The sequence below is a fragment of the Segeticoccus rhizosphaerae genome (genome assembly GCF_005222685.1).
Lineage (GTDB): Bacteria > Actinomycetota > Actinomycetes > Actinomycetales > Dermatophilaceae > Segeticoccus > Segeticoccus rhizosphaerae.
The window spans coordinates 79,940-93,567 of record NZ_SWMA01000001.1; the positions used below are offsets into that span (position 1 = coordinate 79,940).

General features: G+C 64.7%; 12 protein-coding genes. 8 read left to right on the forward strand and 4 right to left on the reverse strand.

All coding sequences use genetic code 11. The annotated features are described in order from the left end of the window. Window positions 1-23 precede the first annotated feature (23 nt). The 6 genes from FCN22_RS00365 to FCN22_RS00390 all read left to right on the forward strand — a co-directional run bounded on the left by FCN22_RS00365 (window position 24) and on the right by FCN22_RS00390 (window position 7,494). Entirely contained in the window at window positions 24-704 is a 681-nt protein-coding gene (locus FCN22_RS00365; RefSeq protein ID WP_137119545.1) for a hypothetical protein, read from the forward strand. A 70-nt stretch (window positions 705-774) separates the two neighbouring features. After that, entirely contained in the window at window positions 775-2,076 is a 1,302-nt protein-coding gene (locus FCN22_RS00370; RefSeq protein ID WP_162308082.1) for a lipid II flippase MurJ, read from the forward strand. Between the two features lie 108 nt (window positions 2,077-2,184). Then, on the forward strand, window positions 2,185-3,378 hold the full coding sequence (locus FCN22_RS00375; protein WP_137119547.1) for a hypothetical protein: 1,194 nt from the start codon (window positions 2,185-2,187) through the stop codon (window positions 3,376-3,378). A gap of 201 nt (window positions 3,379-3,579) precedes the next feature. After that, window positions 3,580-5,004: a tyrosine-protein kinase domain-containing protein gene (locus tag FCN22_RS00380; protein ID WP_137119548.1), complete on the forward strand. Its 1,425-nt coding sequence runs from the start codon at window positions 3,580-3,582 to the stop codon at window positions 5,002-5,004. 603 nt (window positions 5,005-5,607) lie between these two features. Further along, the gene (locus tag FCN22_RS00385; protein WP_137119549.1) at window positions 5,608-6,660 is read left to right on the forward strand and encodes a hypothetical protein; all 1,053 of its coding nucleotides are present in this window, start codon (window positions 5,608-5,610) and stop codon (window positions 6,658-6,660) included. Between the two features lie 489 nt (window positions 6,661-7,149). After that, on the forward strand, window positions 7,150-7,494 hold the full coding sequence (locus tag FCN22_RS00390) for a site-specific integrase (RefSeq protein WP_137119550.1): 345 nt from the start codon (window positions 7,150-7,152) through the stop codon (window positions 7,492-7,494). 66 nt (window positions 7,495-7,560) lie between these two features. Here the strand turns inward: FCN22_RS00390 and FCN22_RS00395 are convergent, their stop codons facing one another. The 4 genes from FCN22_RS00395 to FCN22_RS00410 all read right to left on the reverse strand — a co-directional run bounded on the left by FCN22_RS00395 (window position 7,561) and on the right by FCN22_RS00410 (window position 11,138). Further along, window positions 7,561-8,550 carry a WD40/YVTN/BNR-like repeat-containing protein gene (locus FCN22_RS00395; protein ID WP_137119551.1) on the reverse strand — a complete coding sequence of 330 codons (990 nt, stop codon included), beginning with the start codon at window positions 8,548-8,550 and terminating at the stop codon, window positions 7,561-7,563. After that, window positions 8,544-9,122 (reverse strand): arsenate reductase/protein-tyrosine-phosphatase family protein, encoded by a 579-nt coding sequence (locus FCN22_RS00400; RefSeq protein WP_137119552.1) that lies wholly within the window; start codon window positions 9,120-9,122, stop codon window positions 8,544-8,546. Before FCN22_RS00400 ends, FCN22_RS00395 begins: the two co-directional genes overlap by 7 nt. A gap of 47 nt (window positions 9,123-9,169) precedes the next feature. Beyond that, window positions 9,170-10,204: an LCP family protein gene (locus FCN22_RS00405; protein WP_137119553.1), complete on the reverse strand. Its 1,035-nt coding sequence runs from the start codon at window positions 10,202-10,204 to the stop codon at window positions 9,170-9,172. A 115-nt stretch (window positions 10,205-10,319) separates the two neighbouring features. Further along, window positions 10,320-11,138 (reverse strand): glycerophosphodiester phosphodiesterase, encoded by an 819-nt coding sequence (locus FCN22_RS00410; protein WP_137119554.1) that lies wholly within the window; start codon window positions 11,136-11,138, stop codon window positions 10,320-10,322. Between the two features lie 147 nt (window positions 11,139-11,285). Here FCN22_RS00410 and FCN22_RS00415 point away from each other — a divergent pair, with 147 nt between their 5' ends. Both FCN22_RS00415 and FCN22_RS00420 read left to right on the forward strand, forming a co-directional pair. Next, a complete protein-coding gene (locus tag FCN22_RS00415) occupies window positions 11,286-12,326 on the forward strand; it encodes a lysylphosphatidylglycerol synthase domain-containing protein (RefSeq protein WP_162308083.1) in 1,041 nt (346 codons plus the stop codon). Then, window positions 12,323-13,438 (forward strand): glycosyltransferase family 4 protein, encoded by a 1,116-nt coding sequence (locus tag FCN22_RS00420; RefSeq protein ID WP_137119556.1) that lies wholly within the window; start codon window positions 12,323-12,325, stop codon window positions 13,436-13,438. Before FCN22_RS00415 ends, FCN22_RS00420 begins: the two co-directional genes overlap by 4 nt. Window positions 13,439-13,628: the final 190 nt, after the last annotated feature.

The window sequence follows — 13,628 nt, forward strand, 5'->3', positions numbered from 1 at the left end:
TCCTCAGGAATGGCATGGCCGTCATGCCTGATGGCAGTGTACTATTCGGCGAGTATTTGGATAACGCGGAACGTGGGAGGATACACGTATTTCGTTTACCTGCTGGTGAAAGCAAGATTGAGATCGCCCATAGTTTTGCCGAGGGCGATATCCGACACATCCACTCAGTAAACTGGGATCCTTATGCCGCCCGTGTTGTGATTGCGACCGGGGACGTTGGCGACGAATGTAAACTTCTTAGCTTTTCAGCAGACTTTACCGAATGCGCCGCGGTGGGAGAGGGCGGCGAGGACTGGAGAATGATTAGCCCACAGTTCACTTCTGATTCGATCTATTTTGGCACCGATGCTCAATATCAGGTTAACGCAATCAAGAGGTACGACCGCCGCTCGGGCATGTCAATCAGCTTGGCGAAGGTGAACGGCCCCGTGTTCTACTCTGCCCCGTGTCGCCAAGGGTGGCTTTTTGCGACCGCAGCGGAGATGTGTGTCAGTCAAACGACTCCGGAGGCCATTCTCTATTATGTCGACCCAGCGGACGACACTGTCACACCAATCGCAAACTTCGCGAAGGATTATCTCTCAACAAAATACTTCCAGTTTGGGCTCCTCTCATTGCCCATAATTACACGTCCGCAAGAGGTGATTCCAATTTCCGGAACAGCCCTGAAGGGTATTGATGGAAAATTCTTCGCCGTTACCTGAGACGGCGCTGCAAGCAGACGCATCTGGGCAGCCTCAGGGTAGGCCGGGATGGGGTCGTCGACTGCAGGCAGTGGGCATTTTGGTCCCCACTCTTGTTTTGCTGGGTCTTCTGACCGGTTTTCTTCGCGAACTCGTGCTGGCCTACGTCTTCGGAACCAACCAGGACGTAGAGGTTTTTCGAGTGGCATATGCAATCCCCTCGATTACGTCCGAAGCTGTCGCCGTGTCGCTGATCTCCGGGCTTATTCCTATCTTGCTACGCCACAAGAAGATTGAAGGATTTCGACTCGCTTACTGGTCCATCATAGCGCTGGCGGCTTTCATCGCCACGGTCGGTATATTAACAATGCCATTCCAGGCCTCAGTATTGGCACCAGGATTCCCCGCGGAGTCTCGTCATACCCTGATATTCACCGGACGCATCTGCTGGATGATGACGTTCCTGCTTCTTCTTAGCTACCCGCTTCGGGCATCTATGAGCCTCGAAGGGAGGATTTGGCCGAGCGCCGTCGGCACCTTCTTGCGAAATACTGCATTTGTTGGCCTTTTCCTTGCACTCTCATCTGCGTTTGCGCCGTCGGCGCTGACCGCGTCCTGGGCGGCGGCCTTATCAGGCGCGATAGTTCTCGGTGCTTTCGTCTGGTTGTTCGGCAGAAACGGTAGACGCCGACTCGCTCACGCTCTGTGGAAACCTCCCAAAGTGACAATGGTCCTGCCGGTGTCAGCCGCCCTCCTGACAATTTTCGCGGCGCAGCTGCTGTCCTCAGGGGGCAGGGTCATCGATAGAATGGTAAGCAGTACGCTGCAGGGCGGCGCTCTTGCATCGATTGAGTACAGTTACTCGGTCATCATGGCGATGGCCGCGTTTATTGGAACATCAGCGAATCTCGTAATCGCCCCGGCGATGGGGCGCGCAATCCGCGATGAGGGTCGTATTCCCGCGCGTTTCTGGAAATCAATGTTCGTGATCTCAACTGGCGCGATGATCGTGGGAATAACCTGCGCTGCATTTGCCACTCCTTTCATCCGACTAATCTATGCGCGTGGCGCGTTTGGTCAAGAAGCCACATCGATGACTGCCATAGTTTTCGAGTTCCAGTTGTTGGCTCTAGGCTTCGTTGTTGCGAATCTGCTGCTGGTCCAGGCGCTGATATTGTTGGGAGGGCAACGCCTATTCGTTGGGATCGCTGCAGCAAAGGTGTGTTTCAAGATAGGTTCGTTGTGGGTCGCACTTCGTCTATTCGGTGACGTGAAGGCGATCGCCGTCAGCTTTGGCATGGCAGAGGCCGGTGGCCTTATAATCCTTCTTGCTGCGTTGACCTATCGGCAGCACCGAGTTCGAAGGGACCTTGCTACGTTGCAGGACTTATAGCTGTGGCTGCGGGCGGGTGTGCCTCGGCGTAACGGCAATACAGAGGATCACGGTTGATTTGGAGTTGGGTCACTTGAAGGTGAACGTCATGCTGACACAGGCTCGCCAGTGAGAACGTCTCTTGAAGGAAAGCCGTTATTCCGGGCACGTACGATTGGGGGAGATGTTCAGCGCCTGGCATCATATGCGACGATTTTGTCGGCACTCCTGCCCTATATTCGCACTTCACCACTGACCAGCGACGTTCAGCCGCATTTTCTTATCGCATTCTTCGGGCTTTACATCTGGAGCCGGTCGTCAGCTTGTTATGCCGATAGGCGCGCTCTCTGGGCATTTGCATTGTCTTTGGTCTATGGTTTACCTCTTTTCCTTCTAGGGTATGTTCCTTACGCTCTTGGAATCGCATTCGTTCCGGTATTTACCATCTTCCTGCTCCATGAGGATCGTAAGCTCGTTGATCGTTGTATGAAGATTGCCTCGGTGATCTATGCGCTTGGATGTCTGGTGGAAGTCGTCGGCGGACGTCGCTGGGTGGACCTTTTTTTGGCAAATGCTCGAGCGTCGGACACCCGGGGCCTGCATTCATTTGCCAGCGAACCCTCCTATCTCGCGATTGTTGGCCTTGTGCTGTTTACGTATTTTCTGTGGGACCAGCATGGCAAGGCATGGGTGGCGATCGCGATTGCGATAGTTTTATCGTCTGGGGCAATAACCGGCATCGCGCCATTGCTCATTGTAGGTGCATTGTTTTCATGTTCCAGGTTGCGCCTCAAGCATATTGCAGCGTTTGTCGCGATTGCCGGTCTTTCAGGTTTCTTGATCTCGCAGGTAATCAGTTCAGATAGCCGCCTCTATCGAGTGCTAGAAATAGTGCGCCTTGGTCCATCGGCGCTCCTTGACGACGTTAGTGCCGCAAATCGGCTTGTACGGTCTGTGGGCCCTCTCTATCTAGCAATGAAGGACTCGTTTCTGCCTCACCTATATGGTGATGCGGATCGGCTATTCGTCGGATGGAGCTTCATTACAGAGAGAGCGGATCCCTATATAGAGGGCTTGTCAAACTTGATGTCAGTATTGGTGTATGTGTTCGGCTTTTTGGCTGTGCCATTTTTGCTTATTGCGATTCGTGGGATAGTTGGCCGTGCCTTTGTACTTGCCACCGCGGCGTATCTGTGCGTTACCAATATCTCGGTGGCGACGCCATATGTCTGTCTAATATTTGCGCTTCTTTATGTGCGATCCGGGGAGCGGATAGAGGGGCGCGTGGAGCGTACGGGAGACAGCATGGTTCACCTACGTTGACATGCAGCCTTCCCCGGCGCCATCTCCTTCAGGGAGGTGATCGAAGGTCTGGAAAGTCTGAGCATCAGTGCCACGCGACTGTCCTAGGGGTCGGCTTCTCCGGGGGCGGGATCGCAGTGCCGCCTCCTGGGTGTCGTAGACAGTAGTCTGTGTAGGCACTGACCGGGCACTTTGCCAAATCCACATACAGGAAGAGCCTCCGTGGAACTGCAGGACTATATTCGGATCTTTCGCAAGCGCTGGAGGGCGATCCTCGCAACAGTCATGGTCCTTTTGGGCCTCGCTGCTGTCGCGAGTGTCGCCACTCCGAAGTCCTATCAAGCTTCAACGCGTTTGTTTGTGTCGACGGCGGGCGGAGACACCAGCACCGACCTTCTGCAGGGCAGCAGCTTCACCCAGAACCGGGTGACGTCATATGCGGACGTGATCAAGTCGCCCAAGGTGCTCAACCCGGTGATCGAGCACCTCGGGTTGGACTCGACGGCGGACCAATTGGCCGATCGCGTGGATGCCACGGTGCCGCCCGACAGCGTGCTCATCCAGGTAGCCGTGACGAGCCACGATCCTCGACAGGCCACCGAGGTCGCGGACGCCATTGGAAAGCAGTTCACGAAGACCGTCGCCGACTTGGAGACCGTGGGTTCTGATCAGCGAAGCCCGGTGAAGGTCAGCGTGATCGCCGAGCCTACAGTCCCTACGTCACCTGTAAGCCCGAAGCCGGCCCGGAACCTTGCGTTGGGCTTGGTGCTCGGACTCCTACTCGGTGCTGGAGTTGCCGTCCTCCGGGAGATGCTCGACACGAGAATCAAGGGGGAGAAGGACTGTGAGCAGGTCACCGACGCGACGGTCATAGGCGGGATCGCCTACGATCCGGACGCGGCTGACCGTCCATTGATTGTCCAGACAGATCCGCACTCCCCTCGTGCAGAGGCATTCCGATCGCTGCGCACCAACTTGCAGTTCGTGGACGCGGCCAATCACCCGAAGTCCATCGTCTTCACCTCATCGGTGCCCGACGAGGGCAAGACGACGACGACCGCGAATCTGGCCATCACGCTGGCGGCAAGCGGTGCGAAGGTCTGCGCCGTTGAGGGGGACCTCCGTCGCCCGAGGCTCCTTAGCTACATGGGCATGGAGGGCGCGGTCGGACTCACTAGCGTCCTAATTGGCCAGGCCGAGCTCGACGACGTGCTCCAGTCCTTCGCCGACACCCACGTCAGCGTGCTGGGTGCCGGGCCGATCCCGCCCAACCCGAGCGAGTTGCTGGGGTCGCCGGCGATGCGGGATACCTTGCGCGAGCTCGAGAAGCGATTTGACTACGTCATCATCGACGCACCTCCGCTGCTTCCTGTCACCGATGCCGCGGTGCTGAGCACACTCGCGGACGGGGTCGTGGTGATCGTCGGCGCCGGCACCACCGCCCGTGAGCAGCTGCACAAGTCGCTGCAGTCCCTCGAGCAGGTCAAGGGGCGCCTGTTGGGCCTCGTGCTCAACAAGTTGCCGCGCAAGGGCCCCGACTCCTACTCCTACTACCGCGACGGATATGCCCCGGACACCTCGTCGACGCGAGTGACGCCCGAACCGCAACTCAACAAGAGTCAGCGGGCTTCTTCTCCCGCGCTTTGAACCCGAACAGAGGCTACGGCGAAGGGTCCAGCCGCGGGGCGCAGCCACTCAGATGCTGGTCGATATGCTGTCCGGACGGGCTTGTGCGCCTAACGAAAGGGACAAGCGGAAGAACGTAGACACTTGCGCGGCCAAGTTCGTTCCCGCCATTCTCCGCAAGGAATCGAGCGCGACCATTTCCGCCGTCGGAGTTTGACAGTCAGAACAAGAGATATTTTCCGCAGCCATGGTGGCGGGCCCTGAACCGGCCAAGGCCCAGCTCCGCACTGGGGCGGATCTCCCCTGAGACTGTCCATTTCCCTACGGCGTGAGTTCGGGCGGTGGATCGCCTCGACGAGCGAATTTTTCGTCGGCGGGGATGCCGGGGCCGAAGGTCTGCGTGGTGCCGTTGATCGCGATGGCCGCCGAGCGCAGCGTGCGAGGCTGGCGGGTGATCTCGCGACTGCTCAGTCCGGAGCGGCCTGTGTCGCTCGTGATACGGCCAGCGCGGTGACACGAACAGGAAGGTGAGGGTGCCGCAGAGGCGCTTCGGTGCGTCGGAGATGTGTTGCGGATCTATCATGCCGCTTGCCTCTGGGGAGGAAATGCTGGCAGATTACGGCGATGGAACACACCGCAGTCGCACCGGCTCGGCGCAGCTTTTTCCGCCGAACCGCTGGCAACTACTGGATCAAGCTTGGTGTCCAGAACGCCGTCGGCTTGATTCCTGGCGGACTCGGCGTGAAGGCGAACCTCGCTGTCGCAAGGCTTGTGCAAGGCCGCATAGAGGATCGTCCGACCGCCGCGCTCTACCGCATCCAGCGATCGCTTCGTAACCTTGCTCTTATTCGAGAGCACGCCGGGCTGCGGCTCGGTGGCGCGCGTGTCCTCGAGCTCGGCACGGGCTGGCGAGGTGGCGACGTGGCCCTGTTCGTGGTGTGTGGCGCACAGGTGACGACCTTTGATCACCATCAATGGCTCGAACCGGATAGCTTCCGCCATTCCGTAAAGTTGATCCGCGACAATCTCGCCGCTGTCGAAGCCGAGGCGCGCAAGCACTGCCCTGACTTCGCCACGAACCTTGTAGCCCTGGAAGCGGCTTGCACTGGAGGTGGAGCCATTCGAGATATTCTCGCCCGTGCCGGCGTGGATTATCGTATTACTCACAACGCCTGCCCCGATTCCATCGAACCGGTCGATCTGCTCTACACCGAATCCGTTCTCCAAAGACTGCCAATTGGCGATGTTGCCCGCGTGCTGGGCCGAGCGCTGTCCTTGCTGAAGGACACAGGCGCGACCTTCCACCGCATCGACCAGCGCGATATCAACACCCTCGCCCATGTCGGCAACGGCCGATGGGCGCTCGAATACCTAAAATACCCTGAATGGTTCTTCCGCAGCTTCATATCGGGGCGCTTCACGAGCCAGAACCGCCTGCGAGAATCCGATTGGCTCAATCTCCTGCGGCACAGCGGCGTCGCCGCTACCTACATCGAAAGCCGGAGTGTCGATGGCGATGCGGAGCGGATGCAAGCGTTCCGGCCCGCTGCCCGCTTCCGCCACAAGACCGCCGAGGACATGGCGACCCGATGTTCGTTGATCATCGGCCGAAAAGGCGCTGGCGGGGAGGCCGTGCGTCACCGCATCGTCGCTAGCGAGGCAGAGGTCGAGGGCTAGGATCACGCGACGATCACCGGGCCTTGGCGGATCGACTTGGTGCCGAGCCTGACAAGAACTGCCTTGGCGGTCTGTCCAGCGGTCAGCGCAGTTTCTGCTTGCGCGGTCCCCGCGCCATCGACGTAGGCCCGTTGCAGTTGATATTGATCGAACCACCATTCCCAGCGTCGGCTGCAAGCGCCGCCGCCACCTTCCTTCTTGGCGCGCGAGGCGCCGAACTTGGCTGCGACCTGAATTTGTCACGTTGCAGGGCTGTCCGCTCAAATGGAAGTGCCAATGTCCCTTGACACGATGACCTCGACGCAATCACCGTCGGCGCGTTCTTGGACCATCTCGACACCCAGCGGAACAACAGCAGCGCGACCCGCATCGCGCGCCTGGCCGCGATCCACTACTTATACCGCTACGCGTTACCGCTCAACCCCCGGCCGACCCACACCGCCAGCCAGGTGCTCGCGATCCGGCAAATGCCGTCATGACCGCGCCATCGTGTCGTACCTGACCGGCCCCGAGACCGACGCCGTGCTCACGGCGCCGGACCGCGCGACCTGGTACGGACGCCGGGACCACGCCCTGCTTGTGACCGCTGTCCCGACCGGGCTGCTGCTGTCCGAACTGACTGGGTTGACCATCCAAGACGTCACCACCACGATCCCCGGCAGCGACGCACCACCGGCAAAGGCCAAGGAGTGCCTGATGTGCCTCGTGCTTAACCAGTTGCCGCGTGTGGGGCCGGGCTCCTACTCCTACTACCGCGACGGTTACGCCCCGGAAGCCTCGCTACCGCGAGTGCCGCCGGAGGGGAAACGTGCACGGCAGGTCGCCGAGGTCTGACGAGCCCAACCACCGATCCGCTCCGGACCCGACCGGTCCGCTGTGACTCTGCGATTCCCGGGTTGGTCAAGACGCCCGCACGGTCTTCTGCCAGGTCTGGCGGTCGTTGGAGCGCCAGACCGTGTCGCCGGCTGCGAGCCAGACTCCTTCAGGGGTCAGCGAGAATGCTGCCGCCGACGGGTCGGCCTCAGTGTCGATGCAAGCAACCACATCGTTGGTATCACTTACCCGCACCACCTCGATCCCGGAGCAGCCATCCTGGCCGACTCTGGTGGCATAGAGCTGGCTGCTGTCGGGGACGGCGTCCAGGCCCGTGCCCTTGGCCACCTTGCCGGTGTCGACCCACTCCCGGCCGTAGCTGTAGGTGGCCCGGATGGTGCCGTCCGTGCACAACACCCGAGCGCCGTCACGGACGGCCACCAGATCCTGCACCGGGCCACTCTCGCAGGGCTCCGAGGTGCCCACCGCGGGACCGTTGACCGAGCGCGGGTGCTGCGGCACGACATACCAGCTCGTGGAGGGGTCGCCCGGCGCCCAGGTGCCGCCGCCGTCGTCGGTGCGACGCTCCTGCGGTGTGCAGTCCCGCCCGGCCCCGTCGATGAAGGCCGTGTCGGCGTCACTGGCCGACAGACGCGTGATCATCCGCAGTGGCGAACTCACCCGCGTCCACGTCCTGCCCCCGTCGGAGGTGCGCTCGATGGTGGCGCCGCCGGTGTCACAGCTGCCGCCGTGAACGCGCCACGCATGGTCGGCGTCCACCGCGGCCAGCAGCAGCCGACCGCTGGGTGCGGCGTCCGCGGCCGGCGCCCCGGCGCCCCGGCTCGTCATGGCGCTCGACGTGGAGGTGGGGCCGGCGGAGGTTGAGTCGCCCGGTGACGGGGTGCCCGTGCCCGATGAGGGGGTGACGGTGGCCGTGCTTCGCGGCAGCGGCTGCGGAGTTCCGCCCGTGCCTGCTCCCGCCTGCAGCGCGAGGGCGATCAGCACGACGTCGGCGATGCCCAGCGCAACGAGACCCAGGGTGGCACCACGCTTGGTGAGGTGCAGGCGGCTCAGCACGACAGCGCCCTGACCACGGCGGGAAGCCCGGCGAGCACTTGGTGTGACATCTGCACGAACACCTCATCTCCTCGGCGGAACGGGTCGACGATATCGGCCTCGGCGGCTGTCAGCGGCGGGTTGACGCCCCGGCGGGCCGCAACCCGCTCGACCACCGCCTGCACCCGGGCCGCTGCCGGGGTCGCGTCGTCCAGCCCTGGGGGATCGATCTGCGACGCCAGGTCGGCGAAGTCGCGGAAGGTGAACGCATAGCCCAGTGCCTTGGGGTGCAAGGTCGCGACGTCGGCCCGGTGCCGACGGGTCGCGGTCAGCACGAGCTGCGCCGAGGCGACCAGCTCCTTGGTGAGCTGCTGCGCCACGAAGCCCTCGGCGCTCCCTCCCGCGTCGACCAGGCGCGCTGCGGCGCGCTCGTCCATGGGCCGGCCGACCAGGGCGCCGGTGCCCGCGCTGACCACGGTCGGTGGCGCAGCCGCGGACGAGGCCACCAGCCGTGACCGGAGGATGCGCTCGATGAACGGCGAACGGCATACGTTGCCGGTGCACACGATCAGGATGCGGCCGGGAGAATTCACGCCAGAAGCCTATGGGACACGCTTTTGGCGGCGGCTCCGGCGCCGGATCAGGGGACCTGGTCGCCGACGGGATAGGTCGAGAAGTCGTCGGTGCGCAACGCGAAGCCGAGATCGTTCATGCCGATCTTGTCGACGATGTCGATGGACTGGCCGTCCGGGCTCGTGCCGAAGCCGGTGAAGGGCGCGGTGATGAAGACGACGTCGTTGCCCCGCACGTGGCGCAGGCTGAGGGCCTCCGAGCGGAGGTCGCCGGTGCTGAAGGAGTTGTCCACCGTGAGGTTCTTGGTGGCCGCGTCGACGAAGTGGGCGAACTTGACCGGGTTGGTCAGCGTGCTCTTGCTGAGGGCCTCGAGCAGGAGGGCCTTGAGGAAGGCCTGCTGGCGGCGCCCGCGGGAGATGTCACCCTCGGACAGCTGGTGGCGCTCGCGCACGAAGGCCAGCGCCTGCGCACCGTTCAGGTGGTTCATGCCCTTGTGGATGTCGCCGGCGGGACCGTGGCTGGGCTCCTCGGCATACACGTTGACCCCGCCGACGGCGTCGGTCATCCGCTTGAAGCCCTCGAAGCCGATGTGCGCGACGTGGTCGATCGGCACATCGACGAGGCCCTGCACGGTCTTGACCAGCAACGGTGCCCCGCCGAAGGCATACGACGCGTTGATCTTGTTCTTCCCGTGGCCGGGGATGTCGACGTAAAGGTCCCGCGGGAAGTGCACGAGGTAGACCTTGCGGCGGTCGGAGGTGAGGTGCACGAGGATGATCACGTCCGAGCGCTGCCGGCTCTGCCCCGGCCGCTCGTCACTGCCGATGAGCAGGATGTTCTGCGACTTGCCTGCCTCGGCCGCGCGGGTCGGCACGGACTCACCCGGGCTGGGGGTCGGCAGCAGCGCCTCGCGCTGGACGTTCTTGTTGACCGTGTGGTTGAGGAACGCTCCATAGCCGGCCACCACCCCGACGACCAGCAGCACGACCAGGGCAAAGCCGACGATGGCGATGCGGCGTCCGCGGTGACGGCGCTTCGGCGGCTCCCCACCAGCAGGCCCCTGACCGTCCGCGCGTCCGCCCTCCCCGAATTCCTCCAGCATGGGCAGAGCCTAATGCTGCAGATCCGGCGCCCTCGCAGGCCCGCCCATGCCACCAGGTTGCGCGCAGGCGTGGAGCCGAGGTCGACCAACCGCGGGCACGGCATACGCCGCTCTTTCAGTCCTGCTGGCACCGCTCCCGGGCCCACGCGACGTAGTCCGTTGTGCGGTTGGTCAGCACGCCGTCCACCTTGGCCTTCGCCGCCTCGGCCCACTGCGCCTCCGTGTCGGCCGTCCACGGGTAGACCTTGACTCCCGCCCCCTGCCAGGCCTTGACCCGGGCGGGCGTCGCGATGGACAGCCGGGGCAGCAGCGCGTCGCCGAGCGACCTCGCCTCCGTCGGCGTCACCGGCGTGCTCGTGACCAGGGCGGTCTGCATCGACGGGTTGAGCCCGTGCACCGTCTTGAGGTTGCCCGCGTAAAACGACTCGACGATGGTGCGCTTCGCCATCCCGGCCCTGGTGATGTCGGACAGGAACGTCCGCACCTGGGCCTTGGTCGCGCCCGGCTGCTTCAGCTCGACGATGACGTGCACGTCCTGGGTCTTGGCCAGGTGCAGGAACGCCTCGAGCGTCGGGACCCGCACCCCCTTCCACTCGTTGCCCATCCACCCGCCCGCGTCCAGCGACTCGACCTGCGCGAGGGTCTTGCCCGAGACGCGGCCGGTGCCGTCGGTGGTGCGGTCGACGGTGTCGTCGTGCAGCATGACCGGCTGGCCGTCCCTGGTGAAGTGCACATCGCCCTCGATCGTCTTCGCCCCGTCCTCGATGGCGGCCGTGAACGAGGCGATCGTCTCCTCGGGTGCGACCGCCGGCTCGCCGCGGTGCCCGACGACCGGGGGGACGCAGTCGGTCGGCCCCGAGGTGGGCGCGCCGCCCCCGCCGCAGCCGGCGAGGAGCAGAGCAGCGGCCAGGGCAACGACGGCGGAGCGGGGCATGATCGCAGAGTATGCCCGCGCACGAGGCGCCCCCGCGGGATACCCTTGTGTGCGGGTTTTCTCGGGTTCCTCTCAGACTCGCGGGAGCAACATGGTTCCCACCCACACTGCAACAGCCGTGCCGACGGACGCGAGGAGGCGAGGCAAGTGGTCATCGCCACGCAGCGCATCCGCAGCCCGGGTGTCGTGCGCGGCCTCGCCGCGTCCGCGCTCGCCGTCGCCCTGCTCTGGTGGGGGATCCCCAAGATCACCGGTGCCACCTGGTCGGCCATCTCCGACACGATGCGCGTGGTCACCTGGCCGGAGATCGCGGTGCTGGCCGGACTGTGGATCGCCGGCCTGGTCGCCCACTCCTTCGTCCTGACGGGGGCCCTGCCCGGGCTGACCTGGCGGCGGGCGCTGACCCTCAACCTGACCGGCAGCGCCGTGTCCAACGTGGCGCCGCTGGGTGGAGCCCTGGGCGTCGCCACCAACCTGGTGATGGTGCGGGCCTGGTCGTTCAAGGACTCGGCCTTCGCCGTCTTCACGCTGGTCACCAACGTCTGGGACGTGCTGGCCAAGCTGGTGCTGCCGATCGTGGCCGTCACCGTGCTCTTCCTCGTCGGCGGGGTTGCCGGCCACGCGCTCAACGTGGCCGCCGTCGTGGCCGTGGTCTTCCTCCTGCTCGTGGTCGTCGTCGGTGTGGTGGGCCTGGCCAGCGACACCGTCTCCCGGGTGCTCGCCCGAGGAGTGGCCCGTATGGCGCACCGCGTGCTGCCCACCCGCCTCGCCTCCCGAGCGGATGGACTCGAGGACGCGGTTGTCTCCGCGCGGGACCACACCCGCAGCATCGTGCGCGCGCGCTGGCCGCAGCTGACCGCAGGCATGGCGTCGTATGTCGTGTTGCAGGCCGTGCTGATGTGGCTGAGTCTGCACGTGGTCGGCGCCGACCTGGGCTTCTCGGCGGTGCTCGCCGGCTTTGCCGTCGAGCGCTTCCTCACCCTCGCGATGCTCACCCCCGGAGGCGCGGGCATCGCGGAGGCGGCCACCGTCGCGACGCTGGTCGCCCTCGGCGGCGACCCGCTGACCGTCGCCGCAGGTGTGCTGATCTACCGCGGTTTCACTTTCCTGCTCGAGATCCCGGTCGGCGGTTTGTGGCTCGGCGGGTGGCTGCTCTCCCGCGCCCGGCGTGGGACCGTTAACGCATGAGGATTCTGCACGTCACGGACACCTTCCTGCCGACCCTCGGCGGCGTGGAGATCCTGGTCCACGACCTTTCGACCCGGCAGGCGGCGGCCGGCCACGAGGTGAGCGTGCTGACGCGCACCCGGGCCAGCACCGACGCGATGGTGCCCGGCGTCCGCGTCGTCCACGGTCACGGCCCCGACCCGGCTCTGCTCGCCGAGATCGACGTCGTGCACGCCCACGTGTCGACCATGTCGGTGCTCGCGGCCCGGACCGCCGAGGCGGCGGCGAAGGCGGGCGTGCCGGCCCTGGTGACCGTGCACTCGATGTGGTCCGGAGCGGGTGCGTTCTTCCGGGCCACGGCGCTCGCCCGCGACTGGGACACCCTCCCGATCCAGTGGGCCGCCGTCAGCGAGGCTGCCGCCGGACCGCTGGGCAAGGCCCTTGGTCCCTCGCAGCCGATCCTCATCCTGCCCAATGCCATCGAGACCAGCGCCTGGACGCCGCAGCCGCGGGTCGAGCCGCGCGAGGCGGTCACGCTCGTCAGCGCGATGCGCCTGGTCCGCCGCAAGCGGCCCTTCGCGCTGCTGGGGATGCTGCGCCTGGTCCGGAGGCTGGTGCCCGACGAGATCCCGCTGCGCGCCGTCATCGTGGGCGACGGCACCTGGCGCGCGGCCATGCAGCTGCGCCTCGACGCCACCGGGATGCGGCACTGGGTCGAGCTGCCCGGCTCGCTCGAACGGCCCGCGATCCACGACCTCTACCGGTCGGCCGACATCTACCTGGCGCCTGCCAACCTCGAGTCCTTCGGCATCGCGGTGCTCGAGGCGCGCACAGCCGGCCTCGCGGTGGTGGCCAAGCGCTCCACCGGCGTGGCCGACATCATCACCGACGGCATCGAGGGGCACCTGGTCGACTCCGACCGGGCCATGGCCGAGCAGATCGCCCGACTGTGCCGCGACGACGCCGCGCGGGAGACCATCCTGCGGCACAACCGCGCCACCCTGCCGGGCTACGACTGGTCGGCCGTCCTGCCGCTGATCGACAAGGGGTATGCCGCGGCAGCCGCCCGCTCCGGCGGGCACCGCTCGAGCCGGACCCGCACCAGCGTCGACGTGAGCCTCGGCGGTCGCTGACCGTCAGTGTGCCGCCCGGGCCGACCAGCCCGGCATACAGGCAGCACGTCGGTGCTCGTCGCGGGCGGCTTTGCTCAGCTCGGACCGCTTCCGGCGGGTTGAGACGCGGCCTGAACTGAGCACGCACCCGGCGCAGCATGGCAACCCGCGCTGGCGAAGGTCGGCCAGACCTGCCGCTCGCCCCGGGTGA